This window comes from Streptomyces sp. NBC_00076 (genome assembly GCF_045041235.1).
Lineage (GTDB): Bacteria > Actinomycetota > Actinomycetes > Streptomycetales > Streptomycetaceae > Streptomyces.
The window spans coordinates 4,176,195-4,193,396 of sequence record NZ_CP108242.1 but is presented as its reverse complement, the minus strand read 5'-3'; the positions used below and the strand labels follow the sequence as shown (position 1 = coordinate 4,193,396).

General features: G+C 69.8%; 15 protein-coding genes. 13 read left to right on the top strand and 2 right to left on the bottom strand.

From position 1 onward, the window contains the following. Nucleotides 1-250 precede the first annotated feature (250 nt). The 12 genes from OHA64_RS19000 (at nucleotide 251) to OHA64_RS18945 (ending at nucleotide 13,795) form a co-directional block, all read left to right on the top strand. On the top strand, nucleotides 251-823 hold the full coding sequence (locus OHA64_RS19000) for a YqgE/AlgH family protein (protein ID WP_405614517.1): 573 nt from the start codon (nucleotides 251-253) through the stop codon (nucleotides 821-823). Nucleotides 824-853: 30 nt separating this feature from the next. Then, nucleotides 854-1,150, top strand: coding sequence for a DUF3039 domain-containing protein (locus OHA64_RS18995; protein ID WP_030666896.1), 297 nt, complete (start codon nucleotides 854-856; stop codon nucleotides 1,148-1,150). Between the two features lie 237 nt (nucleotides 1,151-1,387). After that, nucleotides 1,388-2,680 (top strand): extracellular solute-binding protein, encoded by a 1,293-nt coding sequence (locus OHA64_RS18990; protein ID WP_405614514.1) that lies wholly within the window; start codon nucleotides 1,388-1,390, stop codon nucleotides 2,678-2,680. A 5-nt stretch (nucleotides 2,681-2,685) separates the two neighbouring features. Continuing rightward, nucleotides 2,686-3,681 (top strand): carbohydrate ABC transporter permease, encoded by a 996-nt coding sequence (locus OHA64_RS18985; protein ID WP_405614512.1) that lies wholly within the window; start codon nucleotides 2,686-2,688, stop codon nucleotides 3,679-3,681. Beyond that, complete coding sequence (locus OHA64_RS18980; RefSeq protein ID WP_405614510.1) at nucleotides 3,678-4,523, top strand: carbohydrate ABC transporter permease; 846 nt, start codon at nucleotides 3,678-3,680, stop codon at nucleotides 4,521-4,523. Before OHA64_RS18985 ends, OHA64_RS18980 begins: the two co-directional genes overlap by 4 nt. A gap of 37 nt (nucleotides 4,524-4,560) precedes the next feature. Beyond that, nucleotides 4,561-6,231: a beta-N-acetylhexosaminidase gene (locus tag OHA64_RS18975; RefSeq protein WP_405614508.1), complete on the top strand. Its 1,671-nt coding sequence runs from the start codon at nucleotides 4,561-4,563 to the stop codon at nucleotides 6,229-6,231. A gap of 224 nt (nucleotides 6,232-6,455) precedes the next feature. Continuing rightward, the gene (locus OHA64_RS18970; protein ID WP_405614506.1) at nucleotides 6,456-7,349 is read left to right on the top strand and encodes an FAD binding domain-containing protein; all 894 of its coding nucleotides are present in this window, start codon (nucleotides 6,456-6,458) and stop codon (nucleotides 7,347-7,349) included. Next, a complete protein-coding gene (locus OHA64_RS18965) occupies nucleotides 7,346-9,427 on the top strand; it encodes a 2Fe-2S iron-sulfur cluster-binding protein (protein ID WP_405614504.1) in 2,082 nt (693 codons plus the stop codon). Before OHA64_RS18970 ends, OHA64_RS18965 begins: the two co-directional genes overlap by 4 nt. Next, a complete protein-coding gene (locus tag OHA64_RS18960; protein ID WP_405614502.1) occupies nucleotides 9,424-11,739 on the top strand; it encodes a xanthine dehydrogenase family protein molybdopterin-binding subunit in 2,316 nt (771 codons plus the stop codon). The genes OHA64_RS18965 and OHA64_RS18960 overlap by 4 nt, the downstream gene beginning before the upstream one ends. Beyond that, nucleotides 11,736-11,873 carry a hypothetical protein gene (locus OHA64_RS18955; protein ID WP_405614500.1) on the top strand — a complete coding sequence of 46 codons (138 nt, stop codon included), beginning with the start codon at nucleotides 11,736-11,738 and terminating at the stop codon, nucleotides 11,871-11,873. Before OHA64_RS18960 ends, OHA64_RS18955 begins: the two co-directional genes overlap by 4 nt. Next, nucleotides 11,873-12,505: an AAA family ATPase gene (locus tag OHA64_RS18950; protein ID WP_405614498.1), complete on the top strand. Its 633-nt coding sequence runs from the start codon at nucleotides 11,873-11,875 to the stop codon at nucleotides 12,503-12,505. The genes OHA64_RS18955 and OHA64_RS18950 overlap by 1 nt, the downstream gene beginning before the upstream one ends. 132 nt (nucleotides 12,506-12,637) lie before the next feature. Next, the gene (locus OHA64_RS18945) at nucleotides 12,638-13,795 is read left to right on the top strand and encodes an SUKH-4 family immunity protein (protein WP_405614496.1); all 1,158 of its coding nucleotides are present in this window, start codon (nucleotides 12,638-12,640) and stop codon (nucleotides 13,793-13,795) included. Nucleotides 13,796-13,875: 80 nt separating this feature from the next. Here the strand turns inward: OHA64_RS18945 and OHA64_RS18940 are convergent, their stop codons facing one another. Next, nucleotides 13,876-14,559, bottom strand: coding sequence for a neutral zinc metallopeptidase (locus tag OHA64_RS18940; protein WP_405614494.1), 684 nt, complete (start codon nucleotides 14,557-14,559; stop codon nucleotides 13,876-13,878). A gap of 685 nt (nucleotides 14,560-15,244) precedes the next feature. Here OHA64_RS18940 and OHA64_RS18935 point away from each other — a divergent pair. Next, nucleotides 15,245-16,318: an IS701 family transposase gene (locus OHA64_RS18935; protein ID WP_405624019.1), complete on the top strand. Its 1,074-nt coding sequence runs from the start codon at nucleotides 15,245-15,247 to the stop codon at nucleotides 16,316-16,318. A 22-nt stretch (nucleotides 16,319-16,340) separates the two neighbouring features. On the opposite strand, the gene OHA64_RS18930 is transcribed toward OHA64_RS18935, so the two are convergent. Further along, nucleotides 16,341-17,132, bottom strand: coding sequence for a hypothetical protein (locus OHA64_RS18930; RefSeq protein WP_405614492.1), 792 nt, complete (start codon nucleotides 17,130-17,132; stop codon nucleotides 16,341-16,343). Nucleotides 17,133-17,202: the final 70 nt, after the last annotated feature.

The window sequence follows — 17,202 nt, the reverse complement described above, 5'->3', positions numbered from 1 at the left end:
CCCCCTTCTGTAAGCCCAAGGACCACGCAACTCCGTCATAGCTCTGTCACAACACGAAGGGTTCCTCGTCGGGCACAAGGGGTCACCGCCGTGGTTGGTGCGCGTGGGACGCACCTCCGCGCCCACCGCTCTCCCCCCGCCACCCGCAAAACGGGTCCTTACCAGGCCGCTCCTTCGATTCAGGACCGCATTCACTCCCGAACCCCGATTGGCTCCCCACCGCACCGCAAGATGCGGGATCATGTCTGGCATGACCGAGGTGTCCTCGCTCACAGGGCGGTTGCTCGTGGCAACGCCGGCCCTGGCGGACCCGAACTTCGACCGTGCGGTGGTGCTCCTTCTCGACCACGACGAGGAGGGCTCGCTCGGCGTCGTCCTCAACCGTCCCACTCCGGTGGACGTCGGCGACATCCTCGAGGGCTGGGCGGACCTCGCAGGTGAACCCGGTGTCGTCTTCCAGGGCGGTCCGGTGTCCCTGGACTCGGCGCTGGGCGTCGCCGTCATCCCCGGCGGCGGCTCCGTCGACCGGGCCCCGCTGGGCTGGCGTCGGGTGCACGGTGCGATCGGTCTGGTCGACCTGGAGGCCCCGCCGGAACTCCTCGCCTCGGCCCTGGGTAGTCTGCGGATCTTCGCCGGTTACGCCGGCTGGGGCCCGGGCCAGCTGGAGGACGAGCTGGTGGAGGGGGCGTGGTATGTGGTCGAGTCGGAACCCGGCGACATCTCGTCCCCGTCCCCCGAGAGGCTCTGGCGCGAGGTCCTGCGCCGCCAGCGCAACGAACTCGCGATGGTGGCCACGTACCCGGACGACCCTTCGCTCAACTGATGCGTGTGAGCTTCAGTACCCTTGGTTTTCATGAGCACTCTTGAGCCTGAGACCCAGCCGCAGCGAGGCACTGGGACGGGGACACTCGTAGAGCCGACGCCGCAGGTGTCCCACGGCGACGGCGACCACGAGCGCTTCGCCCACTACGTCCAGAAGGACAAGATCATGGCGAGCGCCCTCGACGGCACCCCCGTCGTGGCGCTGTGCGGCAAGGTCTGGGTGCCGGGCCGCGACCCGAAGAAGTACCCGGTGTGTCCCATGTGCAAGGAGATCTACGAGTCCATGGGCTCCGGCGGCGACGACAAGGACAAGGGCGGAGACAAGTAACCCTGTCCGGCTGAGGTTCCGAAGGCCCCGGGGGCGCCGCTGAGCGTCCCCGGGGCCTTCGCGCGTCGGTGCGTCCGCGCCCCTTGAGGTGGCCGTGCGTGCCACTTCTGTGTCCTCCTGGGTCACGAAGTGGTTGAGACCTCTTGTGGACGTGTTCATGTAGTCCCTAGCCTCCGTGGTGTTGTGCAGAGCGAAACCGTCATTGCATATGTTGCAACGCGCCCGGAGGAACACTCCATGAAGCTCGCCCCCCGACTGGCCGTACTGCTGGCCGCCGCCGTCGTCACCGCCTGCGCCCCCCAGACGTCCGACAACTCCTCCTCCGACAAGGACGAGAACACCGGCACCCTGCGGGTCTGGCTCTTCCAGGAGGTCGGCAACAAACCGAAGGAGAAGGTCGTCGACTCCGTCGTCGACGCCTTCGAGAAGGCCCACAAGGGCGCCAAGGTCGCCGTCGAGTACATCCCGGTCGACACCCGCGCCCAGCGCGTCAAGGCAGCCTTCAACGACCCCAAGTCCGCCCCCGACGTCATCGAGTACGGCAACACCGACACGGCCGGCTACGTGAAGGACGGCGGACTCCTCGACGTCACGAAGGAGTTCGGCGACTGGAACGAGGCCAAGGCCACCGACCCGACCGCGAAGCAGTCGGTCACCGTGGACGGCAAGATCTACGGCGCTCCCTTCTACGTCGGCGTCCGCGCCCTCTACTACCGCACCGACGTCTTCAAGGAACTCGGCCTCGCGGTCCCGAAGACGATGGCCGAACTCGCCACCACCGCCCGCCAGATCCGCAGCGCCAGACCCGACCTCTACGGCCTGGTCGTCGGCGGTGCCTACACGTACGGCGCGATGCCGTTCATCTGGGCCAACGGCGGTGAACTCGCCGCCGGCAAGGGAGGCTCGTACGCCTCCGCGATCGACAGCGCGAACGCCCAGAAGGGCATCAAGGCGTACACGTCCCTCTTCGGCGACGACAACTGCCCCGCCGCCAAGTGCGCCGGCATGGGAGGCAACGACACGATCACCGCGTTCGCGGCCGGCAAGGCGGGCATGGCGATCGGCGGCGACTTCAGCCACACCGCCGTCGAGGCCGGGAAGGTGAAGGGCGAGTACGCGGTCGTTCCGCTGCCGGGCGTGGCCTCCGGCTCGATAGCCCCGGCGTTCGCGGGCGGCAACAACATCGGCGTACTGAAGAGCACGTCGCACCGCACCCTGGCGATCGACCTGATGGAACAGCTCGCCTCGAAGAAGACGCAGTCCGAACTCTTCGACGCGATGGGCTTCCTGCCGACCTACGCGGACGTGCGGCAGCAGGCGGCGGCGAAGGAGCCGTACGTGAAGCCCTTCGCGCAGACCCTTGCGGCGGGCACCAAGTTCGTCCCCGCCTCGCCCGCCTGGGCGCAGATCGACTCCTCGCTGGTCCTTCCGACCATGTTCCAGGAGGTCATCAGCGGCAAGAAGGACGTGGCCGCGGCCTCGAAGGACGCGGCGAAGAAGATGAACGACGCGTTCAGCTCCACCGGGTGACGCCGATGACGCCTGATGGCTCGAAGACCGTGGACCGTTGGCGACCGCGGGTCGCCGGCGGCGGGTCGCGCCCCGTGGCGGAGCCGCAGAACGACACAGCCCCGCGTCCCTCGCGGGGTCGGAGTGCGCGCAGGCAAAAGGCCCCCTGGCTCTACCTCGCTCCCGCGCTGGTGATCCTCGGCGGACTGCTCGTCTATCCCATTTACCAGCTCGGCCTGATCTCGTTCCTCCAGTACACCCAGGCCCAGGTCAGCGGAGGCGAACCGACCACCTTCCGGGGGTTCGGGAACTATGCCGAGCTGTTCGGGGACGACCAGTTCTGGCAGGTGCTGCTGGCGACGGTCCTCTTCGCGGCGGCGTGCGTCGTCTCGACGCTCGCCGTCGGCTGCACGCTCGCCGTGCTGCTCACGCGGGTGCGGTCCGTACCCCGGCTCGCGCTGATGCTGGCCGCGCTGGGTGCGTGGGCGACGCCCGCCATCACGGGCTCCACGGTGTGGCTGTTCCTCTTCGACCCCGACTTCGGCCCGGTCAACCGGGTCCTGGGCCTGGGCGACCACTCCTGGACGTACGGCAGGATCAGCGCCTTCTTCCTGGTCCTGCTCGAAGTGGTGTGGTGCTCCTTCCCGTTCGTGATGGTGACGGTTTACGCCGGTATCCGTGCCGTGCCGAGCGAGGTCCTGGAGGCCGCGGCCCTGGACGGCGCCTCACAGTGGCGCATCTGGCGGTCCGTGCTCGCGCCGATGCTCCGGCCGATCCTCACCGTCGTCACCATCCAGTCGGTCATCTGGGACTTCAAGGTCTTCACACAGATCTACGTCATGACGAACGGCGGCGGCATCGCCGGCCAGAACCTCGTACTGAACGTGTATGCCTACCAACAGGCGTTCGCGTCCTCGCAGTACAGCCTCGGTTCGGCGATCGGCGTGGTGATGCTGCTGATCCTGCTCGCGGTCACGCTCGTGTACCTCCGGTTGCTGCGCCGGCAGGGGGAGGAACTGTGAACCTGATACACCGGCAACTGCGGCGCCCGTGGCGGCTGGCCGCCGAGGTCTCCGCCCTGCTGATCGCGGTCGTCGTCGCGTTCCCCCTGTACTGGATGGTGCTCAGCGCCTTCAAACCGGCCGGGGAAATCGAGTCGTCCGAGCCGCGGCCCTGGACTCTGTCTCCGTCCCTGGACTCCTTCCGGCGCGTGTTCGAACAGCAGGAATTCGGCCGGTACTTCCTCAACAGCCTTGTCGTCGCGTGCAGTGTCGTGATCGTCTCGGCACTGGTCGCGTTTCTCGCGGCGACCGCCGTGACCCGATTCCGGTTCCGCTTCCGGACCACGCTGCTGATCATGTTTCTCGTGGCCCAGATGGTGCCCGTCGAGGCCCTGACGATCCCCTTGTTCTTCCTCATGCGGGACGCCGGGCAGCTGAACACACTGGGGTCGCTGATCCTGCCGCACATCGCCTTCTCGCTGCCCTTCGCGATCTGGATGCTGCGCGGTTTCGTGAAAGCCGTACCGGAGGCGCTGGAGGAGGCCGCGTACATCGACGGGGCGAGCCGCGCGCGATTTCTGTGGCAGATCCTTTTCCCGCTGGTCTTTCCCGGCCTGGTGGCCACCAGCGTGTTTTCCTTCATCTCGGCCTGGAACGACTTTCTGTTCGCCAAGTCGTTCATCATCAGCGACACCTCCCAGTCGACCCTGCCGATGGCACTGCTGGTCTTCTACAAGCCGGACGACCCGGACTGGGGCGGCGTCATGGCGGCCTCCACGGTGATGACGATTCCGGTGCTGATCTTCTTCGTACTCGTACAGCGACGTCTGGTCTCCGGGCTGGGCGGAGCGGTCAAGGACTGACATGACTCCCACGACAAGAACAACGGAAACAGCGGACATGACAGAGACGCCAGAGGCGACGGCACTGATTCCGGCGCCGCGGCGCATCGTCCTCGACCAGCACCGCCACGGCCGCCTCGACGAGGGGACCCGGCTCGAGGCCGGACCCGGCACCGAGGGCGTAGCGCGCTGGCTGCGGGCGACGCTCGGCGCGGCGACCGGCTTCCCCCTTCCGGACGGCGGCGGCCGCCCTGAAGGCGGTGAGCGCGAGAGCCGACTCGCGCTGAGCATCGAGGAGGACCTGCCCCCGGAGGGCTACCGCGTCGTCGTCGACGGCCCCGCGATCCTGATCCAGGGCGGCAGCGCGGCCGGTGTCTTCTGGGGTGCGCAGACCTTCCGGCAACTGCTCGGTCCCGACGCCTACCGACGGGCGCCGGTGCGGCCGGGCCGGGAGTGGGACCTCGCGGCGGTCACGATCGAGGACAGCCCCCGCTTCCGCTGGCGCGGCCTCATGCTCGACGTGTCCCGGCACTTCATGCCCAAGGACGGTGTCCTGCGCTACCTCGATCTGATGGCCGCGCACAAACTCAACGTCCTCCACTTCCACTTGACGGACGACCAGGGTTGGCGCGTCGAGATCAAGCGATTCCCGAAGCTGACCGAGACCGGCTCCTGGCGGGCACGCACGAAATTCGGCCACGGGGACTCACCGCTGTGGGAGGAGAAGCCGCACGGTGGCTTCTACACCCAGGACGACATCCGGGAGATCGTCGCGTACGCGGCCGAGCGGCATATCACCGTCGTCCCCGAAATCGACGTACCGGGGCACTCGCAGGCCGCGATCTCCGCGTACCCGGAACTCGGCAACACCGACGTCATCGACACGACCTCCCTCTCGGTCTGGGACAGCTGGGGCATCTCCGAGAACGTACTCGCCCCCACTGACAACACCCTGCGGTTCTACGAGGGGGTGTTCGAGGAACTGCTGGAGCTGTTCCCCGCCGACACCGCCGAGTTCTCGGAGTTCGTGCACGTCGGAGGCGACGAATGCCTCAAGGACCAGTGGCGGCAGTCGCCCACCGCACAGGCCCGTATCGAGGAACTCGGCCTCGCCGACGAGGACGAGTTGCAGTCCTGGTTCATCGGGCACTTCGACAAGTGGCTCTCCGCGCGCGGGCGCAGGCTCATCGGCTGGGACGAGATCCTGGAGGGCGGTCTCGCCGACGGTGCGGCCGTGTCGTCGTGGCGCGGCTACCGGGGCGGCATCGCGGCGGCCCGCGCCGGTCACGACGTCGTCATGTGCCCCGAGCAGCAGGTGTATCTGGACTACCGGCAGCACGGGGGCCCGGACGAGCCGGTCCCCATCGCGTACGTGCGCACCCTGGAGGACGTCTATCGGTTCGAACCCGTTCCACCGGAGTTGACGGCGGACGAGGCCCGGCACGTCCTCGGTACGCAGGCCAACGTGTGGACCGAGGTGATGGAGGATTCCGGGCGCGTCGACTACCAGACGTTCCCGAGGCTCGCCGCCTTCGCCGAGGTGGCCTGGGGCTCGCTGCCCGCCCCCGCGGAACGGGACTTCGCCGACTTCGAGCGGCGGATGACCGCCCACTACAGGCGACTTGACGCCCTGGGCGTCGGCTACCGTCCGCCCACGGGGCCGTTGCCGTGGCAGCGGCGGCCCGGGGTGCTCGGCCGGCCGATCGAGGGGGCGCCCCCGAACAAGTAAGGAAGAAAGCCGTCAAGAGTCACCGAAGAGTGTCAATCGGTGCGCACCGGTGATGCCGTGCGAAAACGGACCATCTACCTGCTGAGGTGGGCGAATGCCTCCTAGCGGACCCCCGTCTTCGGGTCCTGCGAAGATGTGCCAGAGTTGCCACGTCCGCCCTGTCAGCACGTACCGTACGGCAACACAGGCGGGACCAGGTGGGGCAGCGGGAAGGGGCAGCCGGTTTGACCACGCACGCACCGCAGGCGGCGCAGGCCGTCACCCTGCCCACAACGCTGGACGAGGCAGTGGCGGCGCTCACCGCCATGCCCGCAGCCGTGCCCGTGGCGGGCGGCACCGACCTGATGGCCGCCGTCAACTCCGGGCAGCTCAGGCCCGCCGCGCTGGTCGGCCTCGGCAAGATCAGCGAGATCCGCGGCTGGCAGTACCAGGACGGGCACGCCCTGCTCGGCGCGGGCCTCACCCACGCGCGGATGGGCCGTCCCGACTTCGCCGCCCTGATCCCGGCGCTCGCGGCCTCCGCGCGCGCCGCCGGTCCGCCGCAGATCCGTAACGCGGGCACCCTGGGCGGCAACATCGCCTCGGCCGCCCCCACGGGGGACGCGCTCCCGGTACTGGCCGCCCTGGAGGCGACACTCATCATCGCGGGCCCGGGCGGAGCCCGCCGGGAGATCCCGGTGTCGCACCTGCTGGCCGGCATGGAGTTGCTGCGCGCCGGTGAACTCATCGGCTTCGTGCGCGTGCCGCTCCTGCACGCGCCGCAGGTCTTCCTCAAGGCCACCGGCCGCACCGGGCCGGGGCGTGCCGTCGCCTCAGTGGCCCTCGTCCTCGACCCCGCCCGGCGTGGTGTCCGGTGCGCCGTCGGCGCCATAGCGCCGATGGCCCTCAGGCCGCTGCAGGCCGAGCAGTGGGTCGCCCGGCTGATCGACTGGGACAACGGCCGTGCCCTCGTCCCGGAGGCGCTCAGCGCCTTCGGCGAGTACGTTGCCACGGCCTGCATTCCCGACCCGGTCCCGGCCGAGGACGGCTCCGTGCAACAGCTTCCGCCCGCCGTACTGCACCTGCGGCGCACCGTCGCCGCGCTGGCCCGACGAGCACTGGGGAGGGCGCTGTCGTGACCGACGACCAGCACGAAGAGGGCACGCCCCGGAGCGCGGGCCGCTGGGACCCGTTGCCCCAGGGCGACTACGACGACGGCGCCACCGCCTTCGTGAAACTCCCCGAAGGGGGTGTCGAAGCCCTCCTGGCCTCCGCGGACAGTCCGCTCGCCGCGCCCGGTCACGGCTATGTGCCGCCGCAGATAACGGTCAATCCGAACACCATCGCGGGCACCGACCCGTCGGCCACGGGCTCCTGGGCGATGCCGTCCGCGCCCGCCGAGGGCGCCCAGTGGCCCGACCCGAACGCGGTGCCCCACAGCACCGGCGACGACCGGTTCACGTACAACCCGGGTGCCACCGGGCAGTGGAACTTCGAGGAGACGGGCGCGGCGGAAGCCGCGCGGACCGCCGCGGAGCAGGGGCACGACGTCACCGGCCAGTGGTCGATCCCGGTCGCCGACGGCGACCTCCCGGACGAATCGGGCGAGTTCACCACGTCGTCCCTGGTCGAGCAGTGGGGCGGCACGCCGCCGGCCACCTTGCCCGGCGGCGCCGCCGCCCCCTGGGCGACGGAGCCGGCGGGGCAGCCCTGGGGGCAGCCGCCCGGAACCCCGGACCAGGAGACGGACCACGGCCACGGCCACGGTCAGGGATCCGGACACGGGGCCGGACAGCCCACCGGGTCCGGGCACGGATACGGGCAGCCGACGGGGCCCGAGTTCGACCGGCCGGCGAGTGCCGAGTACACGCAGGGCCGGCCCTCGGGGCCCGGGACCGGGTCCGCGTACGACCGGCCGAGCGGGGCCGGCCACGGGCACGATCAGCCGACGGACGTCTGGTCCGAGCTCGATCGGTCGGCGGCTTCCGGCGGCGCGCACGAACAGCACGCGACGCACGGCGGAGTGCCGTCCGTCCCGCACACGCGGGAACCGCACCAGCCTGAGCACTACGCACCCGAACACCACGCACCGGAACACCACACGCCCGAAAACCCCCCGGCGGAACAGCACGTCCCGGAGGCGCGGGCGGCCGAGCCGTACGCTCCCGAGGCGCCCGAACAGGGGCTCCACGCCCAGGAGCGGCACGCGCCCGAGGATCCGCACCATGCCGGGCACGAACAGCCGCCCGCCCAGACGGCCGAGCAGCCTCAGCCGCTCCCGCCCGAGCGGCACCCCGGCGAGGCGTCCGACGAAGAGCCCGCCGAGCCTTCCGAGACCACGGAAGCGGTCTCACAGCGGCCTCACGGGCCCGGTGAGGCCGCCGAGGCGGCGGAGCACGCCCACGGAGCCGTAGCGGCCGCTGAGAGGGCCGTCGAGGCCGTCGAGGAGGCCTCCGAGTCCGCGCCCGGCGCCGCGGCGGACGCGGAGTCCGCACCGGAGCCCGCCGGAGGGCCCGCGGACGAGGACCCCGAAGCCGACCCGGAGGCGGGCGACGGCGCACCCGCGCCCTCAGGCGAGGAACACCCGCTCTCCTCCTACGTCCTGCGGGTCAACGGTGTCGAACGCCCCGTCACCGACGCCTGGATCGGCGAGTCCCTGCTCTACGTGCTGCGTGAGCGGCTCGGCCTCGCGGGCGCCAAGGACGGCTGCTCGCAGGGCGAGTGCGGGGCCTGCAACGTCCAGGTCGACGGCCGGCTCGTCGCGTCCTGCCTGGTGCCGGGCGTGACCGCGGCAGGCAGCGAGGTCCGTACCGTCGAGGGACTGGCCGTCGACGGGCAGCCCTCGGACGTGCAGCGCGCGCTCGCGAAGTGCGGCGCGGTGCAGTGCGGCTTCTGCGTGCCGGGCATGGCGATGACCCTGCACGACCTGCTGGAGGGCAACCCGGCGCCGACCGAGATGGAGACCCGCCAGGCGTTGTGCGGCAACCTCTGCCGGTGCTCCGGCTACCGGGGCGTCGTGGACGCCGTCCAGGAGGTCGTCGCGGAACGCGAGTCGCACTCCGCGGCGGACGGTGAGACGGACGCGGACGAGGCACGTATTCCGCACCAGGCGGGACCGGGCTCCGGCGGCGTCAACCGGTCGGCGTTCGAACCGGCCGAGCACGACCGGGCGTACGGACCCGGACAGGCACAGGGACAGGACGGAGGCCAGGCGTGAGCAACGAAGCCGCCACCGCGACCACCACCGCCACCGCGGAGGCCGCGACCGCCCCCGAGCCGATCCCGCACGGCCTCGGCGTGTCCCTGCCGACCGCCGAGGCACGCGCCAAGACCGAGGGCACCTTCCCGTACGCGGCCGACCTGTGGGCCGAGGGCCTGCTGTGGGCGGCCGTGCTGCGCTCCCCGCACCCGCACGCGCGCATCTTGTCCATCGACACCTCCCACGCGCGTGAGATGCCCGGCGTACGAGCCGTCGTCACGCACGAGGACGTGCCCGGCAGCGCGCTGCACGGCCGCGGCAGACCCGACCGTCCGGTGTTCGCCTCCGATGTCGTACGCCACCACGGCGAGCCCATCGCGGCCGTCGCCGCCGACCATCCCGACACCGCGCGGATGGCCGCGGCCGCCGTCATCGTCGAGTACGAGGTGCTCGACCCGGTGACCGACCCCGAGCAGGCCTTCGAGGCCGAGGCGTTGCACCCCGACGGCAACCTGATCCGGCACATCCCCCTGCGCCACGGCGACCCGGACGCGGTCGGCGACATCGTGGTGGAGGGCCTGTACCGCATCGGCCGCCAGGATCCCGCCCCCATCGGCGCCGAGGCCGGACTCGCCGTGCCGCGACCCGACGGCGGCGTGGAACTGTACGTGGCCTCCACGGACCCGCACACCGACCGCGACACCGCGGCCGCCTGCTACGGCCTGGAACCGGAGCGCGTGAAGGTCGTCGTCACCGGTGTGCCCGGCGCCACCGCGGACCGCGAGGACCAGGGCTTCCAGCTTCCGCTGGGCCTGCTGGCGCTCCGGACCGGCTGCCCGGTCAAGATCACCGCGACGCGCGAGGAGTCCTTCCTGGGCCACGCCCACCGGCATCCGACGTTGCTGAGGTACCGCCACCACGCCGACGCCGAAGGCCGGCTGGTGAAGGTCGAGGCACAGATCCTGCTCGACGCGGGCGCGTACGCGGACACCTCGTCCGAGTCGCTGGCCGCCGCGGTCTCGTTCGCCTGCGGCCCGTACATCGTCCCGAACGCCTTCATCGAGGGCTGGGCCGTGCGCACCAACAACCCGCCCTCCGGCCATGTGCGCGGCGAGGGCGCGATGCAGGTGTGCGCCGCCTACGAGGCGCAGATGGACAAGCTGGCCAAGAAGCTCGGCGTCGACCCGGCCGAGCTGCGGCTGCGCAACGTGATCGCCACGGGGGACGTCCTGCCGACCGGCCAGAGCGTGACCTGCCCGGCGCCGGTCGCCGAACTGCTGCAGGCCGTACGGGACTTCCCGCTCCCCGCGCTCCCCAAGGACACGCCCGAGGACCTGTGGCTGCTGCCCGGCGGCCCCGAGGGCGCGGGCGAACCGGGCGCGGTGCGCCGGGGTGTCGGGTACGGCCTGGGCATGGTGCACATGCTGGGCGCGGAGGGCACGGACGAGGTCTCCACGGCCACCGTCCGGGTCCAGGACGGCGTGGCGACGGTGCTGTGCGCGGCGGTGGAGACCGGCCAGGGCTTCACCACACTGGCCCGGCAGATCGTCCAGGAGACCCTCGGCATCGACGAGGTCCACGTGGCCTCCGTCGACACCGACCAGCCGTCGGCCGGCCCGAGCTGCCGCGGCCGCCACACCTGGGTGTCGGGTGGGGCGGTGGAACGCGCGGCGAAGATGGTCCGTACGCAGCTGCTGCAGCCCCTCGCGCACAAGTTCGGGATGTCCACGGAGCTGCTTCAGATCACCGACGGCAAGATCACCTCGTACGACGGCGTGCTGTCGACCACCGTCACCGAGGCGATGGACGGCAAGGAGCTGTGGGCGACGGCCCAGTGCCGCCCGCACCCGACCGAACCGCTGGACGAGACCGGCCAGGGCGACGCCTTCGTGGGGCTCGCCTTCTGCGCGATCCGGGCCGTCGTGGACGTCGACATCGAGTTGGGCTCGGTGCGCGTGGTGGAGCTCGCGCTCGCCCAGGACGTCGGCCGGGTGCTGAACCCGGCTCAGCTGGCGGCACGCATCGAGGCGGGCGTCACCCAGGGCGTGGGCATCGCGCTCACCGAGAACCTGCGCAGCAACCGCGGGGTGATCCGCCACCCCGACCTCACCGGGTACGCCCTGCCGACGGCCCTGGACGCCCCGGACATCCGGATCGTGAAGCTGGTCGAGGAACGCGACGTGGTCGCCCCCTTCGGAGCGAAGGCGGTCAGCGCGGTCCCGGTGGTGACGTCCCCCGCGGCGATCGCCTCCGCGGTCCGGGCCGCGACGGGTCGCCCCGTGAACCGGCTCCCGATCCGCCCGCAGGCGGCGGTGGTGACCGCCCAGTGAGCACGCCGGAGCCCGACCTGGGCGACCAGCCGCGCTACGAACCCCCGCCCGGCGTGGGGAAGGTGGCGCTGTGGATCCTGCTGTTCGTGGTGGCGGCCGTCGTGGTCGTGGTGGGGGGCGTGTACTTCGCGTGATGCGCGGGGTCGTGGTCATCACCGGCGTGATGGCGGCCGGGAAGTCGACGGTGGCGCAGACCCTGGCGGAGAGGCTGCCGAGGGCCGCGCATGTCCGGGGTGACGTCTTCCGGCGGATGATCGTGTCGGGGCGTGAGGAGTTCATTCCCGGAGCCGAGGCCGGTGGCGCGGCCGAGGCCCAACTCCGCCTGCGGTACCGGCTGTCGGCGGCGACGGCGGACGCGTACGCGGAGGCGGGTTTCACCGCTGTCGTGCAGGACGTGCTGCTGGGACCGGACTTGGCGGCGTACGTCGAACTGGTCCGCACCCGCCCGCTGTACGTGGTCGTGTTGGCGCCGAGTGCCGAGACCGTCGCCGTCCGGGAGGCCGGGCGCGCGAAGACCGGCTACGGACCGGCTGGGGAATCGGCCACGCAACGGGCTGCGAATCGGGCTGCGAATGGTGGTGCGAACCGGGCTTCGACGCCGGCGGGGCGACCGGAGGCGGGGGAGTCCTGGTCGATCGAGGCGCTGGACGAGGTGCTGCGGGCGTCGACACCGCGGATCGGTCTGTGGCTGGACACCTCCACGCTGACCGCGGCTGAGACGGTGGACGCGATCGTGGCGGGACGGGAACGGGCCAGGGTGGTCTGACGTCTTCCTGGTCCGGGGGCGTTGTCAGTGGTGGCGCGTAATGTTCTGGGCAGTGGGGACGCTGCCGGAGCTGGTCGGGCCGGGCGTGCCCACGGCGGGGACTGTGAGCACGTACACGCGGGGGAACACATGATGACGACGACCGAAGCCTGCCCGGCGACGATCAGACTGACCGAGGCCGAACTGGGCCCCTACGTCACGCACGCGTCGACGCGCCGCTGGCTGACGGGTCCCGGACTGCCCGACGACAGCGGCCTGTTCACCTTCGCCGAGCTGCGTCGGGAGGGCCTGCGGAGAGTGGCGGACTCGACCGGCGCCCCGGACCGGCTGGCGGCTGACCTGCGCGACCAACTGGTGCTGGGCGGGCTGCCCGACCTGCACGGGAACGAGACGGAGTCGCTGCTGCTCGACGGCGCCACGGGCGAGGTCTCGACCACGTCCTTCTTCCACGCCTGTCCCGGCCTGATGGACCGCGCCCCGCTGGCACCCTCGCTGCCCACCCTGGTGCGTTTCGCGACGGCGACGGACGAACTGACCAGGCGGCGTGGCCAGTTCGCCTCCTACGCCGACCGTTTCGGACCGAAAGTGGTCGAGGACGCCACGCGGCAACTGCTGGCGGTGTTCGAGGAGGACATGGGGGCCGAGGTGCCCGTGTTCTGGAAGATCGCGGCCCTGATCCGTCCGCTGGCCCTGGTGGCCGGCCCCGGCTCGGAGACCGGACTCGCCCTTGACCTCCCGCCCCGCCTGCTGGACCAGGAGTTCGGCCGGGGCAAGGTGATGCGCTTCGAGGACATCGACTACCCCACCACGCTCACGCACGAGCCGACCCGCCGCTTCCTGCGTGAGACCGGCCTGCCCGACGACGGCACCCTGTTCTCCCTCGACACGGACATGCCGCTGCCGACCCTCGCCGAGAGCTGCGCCGACGAGCGGTCGGACAACCTCCCGGCCCGCGCCGACCACCTGATACGCCTCGGCCACCTCGTCGAGGACAACAGCCTGGTAGTCGACGGCGAGACGGGCGCGGTCCTGCACTGGAGCGAGCCCGACGCCACCCTGCACCCGCTGAACACCGACGTCTCCACCCTCGCCTTCACTCTCTGGCTCCTGCACCGGGAGAGGACGATCGACGGGGCACTGGCCCACGAACTGACCCGCAATCGCTACGCCCAGGTCGCGATGACGATGATTCAACTGCTGTCGGCGATCGACCCGGCGGCAACCACGGCCGCCGCCGACTGGCACTACTGGACAAAGCTGTTCCAGGACGAGCAGAGCGGAGTGCTCTGACCCCGCACGGCAGACGGATCTGATCTCACAGGGCAGGGGCTGACCTGTAACCCGGGGAGGTGACGCCCCTCTACTCCTGGCTAGCGCAGAGCCTTCAGCGGCAGGCAGGATTCAACCCCGCCTTTCATCCCCCTGACAAAGGCGCTACTTCGCTGGTCGGCGTCTCCGTGGTCCCCGACATTGGTCCAGGGAAGATCGTCGGAAACGCTGTATATGGCCTTCACAAGTTCGTCGGCATCCCCGTCCTCGAAGGCGATTGTTCCGTCCTCCTGGGAGCCCGTGAGTTCTGCCCCGGCGAGGCAGTCGGCCTGTATTTCCTCGGCGACGTCCTGCAATCGGACATCGAGGCGTCTTTGTATCGCGTGTCCCCACTCGTGTGCGACGACGAAGTACACGTAGGCGTCTCCGGTCGCATAGCCGGTCTGCATGAGTCCGATGTCCCAGGCGAGGTAGTCCTCTGTCGGACAGTAGAACGCGTTGCCTGCCTCCAGTGGCTGCCCGTCGCAGGTGGGGGCGTCCGCCGATCTACCGTCGTACAGGCCCAGAACCGTGGGTGAGGAATAGGTTTCGGTGAAGAATTCCGACCAGTGTTTCGTCCAGAAGTCGTCGACGCCTTGCACCGCTGTGTCTATGTCCTGTTCGATTGCGTCTCGCACTGTTGCAGGAGCGCGTTGTGGAGCGCTGTATGCGTAACTACCACTGATGACCAGTAGCGGCGTGATGGCTACTGCCGTGCACATGCGCATCCAGAATTTTCTGCTCATGGCTACCTCTGCGGCATGAGGAAATTCGACATCGAACCCGAGTGCTGATCGCGGTGATGTGGCGGACGCGGCGGACTCTGATAACCAGTCAACACCCGAGGTCGGCAGGTCGCACGTTGACGGAACTGGGACGGGCGACCAAAAGGGCGGCATCCTCCGAGGGTGCCGCCCTTTTGTCTTGCCTGATCAGGCACTGGAGGCCGTGGCGGGATTCGAACCCACGTAACTCGCTTTGCAGGTTTGTCTGTGCTGGTCAGAGGGTGATTCGGGCCCGTTCTACGGCGTTCAATCCCGTACGCATCCAGGGAGCGCGAGGGCCCTGTGAACCGCTCTGGACGGTCCCGCACGGCGATGAACGAGACGGGAATTGAGACGGACGCGGCCACGGCGCTGACGCCGCGCGGCGTGCTGGAGGGGCATCGCGAGGTCGTTCAGCATGGGTGCCCGACGGCACCCAATGGTTTTATCGCTGGGGGCGACCACGTGCAGCGCTGTCGCTAGGTGCCTGCGGCCTACAGGAAAGCAGGAGCCGAGCAGCGTCGCTCGATCCCCCTCCACTCTGGCTAGGGCCAGGACTAGGTGACCGTAGAAGTTCACACATCCTCCGTCACGGGCATTTCGAGGAGGTGGGGCGTCGCGCTACCGCTGCACTCCGCGGAGGGCGTCGTGCTCCCTACGCGACGACCTGCGTGCCCACGCCGTCGAACACCTCGGCGCCGACGGCGGCGTTCTCGTGGTCGACGAGACCGGCTTCCTGAAGAAGGGCCGGTCCTCGGCGGGAGTGCAGAGGCAGTACACCGGCACCGCGGGACGCATCGAGAACGCCCAGGTCGGCGTGTTCCTCGCCCTGGTCACCGAGCGGGGACGGGCCCTGATCGACCGTCGGCTCTACCTGCCCGAGCACTCCTGGGCCGATGATCCCGAACGCCGCACCGCGGCCGGGATACCCGAGACGGTGCAGTTCGCCACCAAGCCCCGTCTGGCCTCGGAGATGATCGCCGCTGCGCTGGACGCCGGCATCACCGCCTCCTGGGTGACCGGCGACGAAGCCTACGGCCAGGACCCCCAGCTCCGCGCCGCCCTGGAAACACGCGGCACCGGCTACGTGATGGCCGTTGCCTGCTCGATGCGGGTGAGGATCAACCACGGCCGCACGCCCATCCGCGCGGACGCCGTCGCCGGCCGCCTGCCCGCCACGGCCTGGCAGCGCCACAGCGCCGGAAACGGTGCGAAAGGCCCGCGGTACTACGACTGGGCCTGGATCCACATCGGCACCGACAGCCACCGGCACCTGCTCATCCGCCGCAACCGGTTCACCGGCGAACTCGCCTTCTACCTGTGCTGGTCACCCACCGAAGTGCCCCTGTCCGAACTGGTCCGCGTCGCCGGTGTCCGCTGGAGCGTCGAGGAGTGCTTCCAGGCAGCCAAGGGCCAGGTCGGTCTCGACCATTACCAGGTCCGCAACTGGACCTCCTGGCACCGGCACATCACCCTCGCCATGCTTGCCCTGGCCTTCCTGGCCGCCCTCGCCGCCGACGCGGCCCCCGAACGGCCCGATGACGCATACCACCCCGTCCGCAGCCGCGATCCGATCACGCTGACCGTCCCGGAGATCCGACACCTACTCGTCGCCGTCTTCAACCCACCAGCCGTGACCGTGGCCAGACTGCTGCACTGGTCCAACTGGCGTCGGCGCCACCAGGCAACAGCCCGACGCGGCCACTACCGACGACGAACCCCCGACGAGTCCGCCGGGTAGATCACGAAACCAGACTGGAGTACTAGGAGGGACTGGTCAGCCAAGCGGCCATCTGCCCGTCTCTGCTGTCGAACGTCACCCGGTGAAAGCTTTCCAACGGGATGAGCGGGCGTCCGTGCCGCACGGTCCCTTGGTAGACAGAGTCGGAGATGCAGAGGGCGATGTTGTTGGTCTGCTCTTGCAGCGCTTTCCGCAGAAACTCGGCATTGAGCATGCGCCAGGCGCGGTTGAGATCGGACCCCACCCAGCCGTCGTACTCGTCGATGGTCACGTGGCCCGTCGCGAGCACTCCGCGAATCCTGACCTGGGCGCCGCTGGACAGCGCCCGGTTGACAGCGAGCAGGCGCTTTGGCATCTCCGTGATTAGTGCTCGCAGTAGCGCAGTGAGAGAAACGCTTGCATCGATCAGTTCCATGACTGAGTCACCACGGTCCTCACGTCGCCGCTGGGCCTCATTGATTCCGGCAGCGGCCAGTACGTGATCGATGATCTCGTACAGCACGCGGCGTAGATACGCCTGCTGAACGTCATCGCGGTCGCTGTAATGCTCGGCGTCGAACAACAGGATGCTTCTCTGGGCGTCAGCCATCATGGCCCCGGCCGCCGACTTGACCAGGCTCTGCTCTGCCTCGGCCGCGCGCAACCAAAGAGCATGCATGGGCTCAAGTTGCTGCTCGGCCGTGAGACCGGGGGCCTTGGACGCAAGGATCTCAAGGAGCGCATCCACGACATGCCATTGCGGAAGACGAACGCTGCTGAACGCGTCGTGAATTGAACTTCGAGAAATCCCTGCCCCCCGCACCTCTCGGGCCATAACCGTAAGACTGGGTCGGCCAGCCAGCAGGTGAAGGCGGTGGAGGGCATCGTTGAACTCGCGGTGCTCA

What these genes read in the sequence shown, in the direction of transcription:
- OHA64_RS19000 (WP_405614517.1), top strand. Translation starts at nt 251, where the DNA reads ATGACCGAGGTGTCCTCGCTCACAGGGCGGTTGCTCGTGGCAACGCCG.
- OHA64_RS18995 (WP_030666896.1), top strand. Translation starts at nt 854, where the DNA reads ATGAGCACTCTTGAGCCTGAGACCCAGCCGCAGCGAGGCACTGGGACG.
- OHA64_RS18990 (WP_405614514.1), top strand. Translation starts at nt 1,388, where the DNA reads ATGAAGCTCGCCCCCCGACTGGCCGTACTGCTGGCCGCCGCCGTCGTC.
- OHA64_RS18985 (WP_405614512.1), top strand. Translation starts at nt 2,686, where the DNA reads ATGACGCCTGATGGCTCGAAGACCGTGGACCGTTGGCGACCGCGGGTC.
- OHA64_RS18975 (WP_405614508.1), top strand. Translation starts at nt 4,561, where the DNA reads ATGACAGAGACGCCAGAGGCGACGGCACTGATTCCGGCGCCGCGGCGC.
- OHA64_RS18950 (WP_405614498.1), top strand. Translation starts at nt 11,873, where the DNA reads ATGCGCGGGGTCGTGGTCATCACCGGCGTGATGGCGGCCGGGAAGTCG.
- OHA64_RS18945 (WP_405614496.1), top strand. Translation starts at nt 12,638, where the DNA reads ATGACGACGACCGAAGCCTGCCCGGCGACGATCAGACTGACCGAGGCC.
- OHA64_RS18940 (WP_405614494.1), bottom strand. Translation starts at nt 14,559, where the DNA reads ATGAGCAGAAAATTCTGGATGCGCATGTGCACGGCAGTAGCCATCACG.
- OHA64_RS18930 (WP_405614492.1), bottom strand. Translation starts at nt 17,132, where the DNA reads ATGGCCCGAGAGGTGCGGGGGGCAGGGATTTCTCGAAGTTCAATTCAC.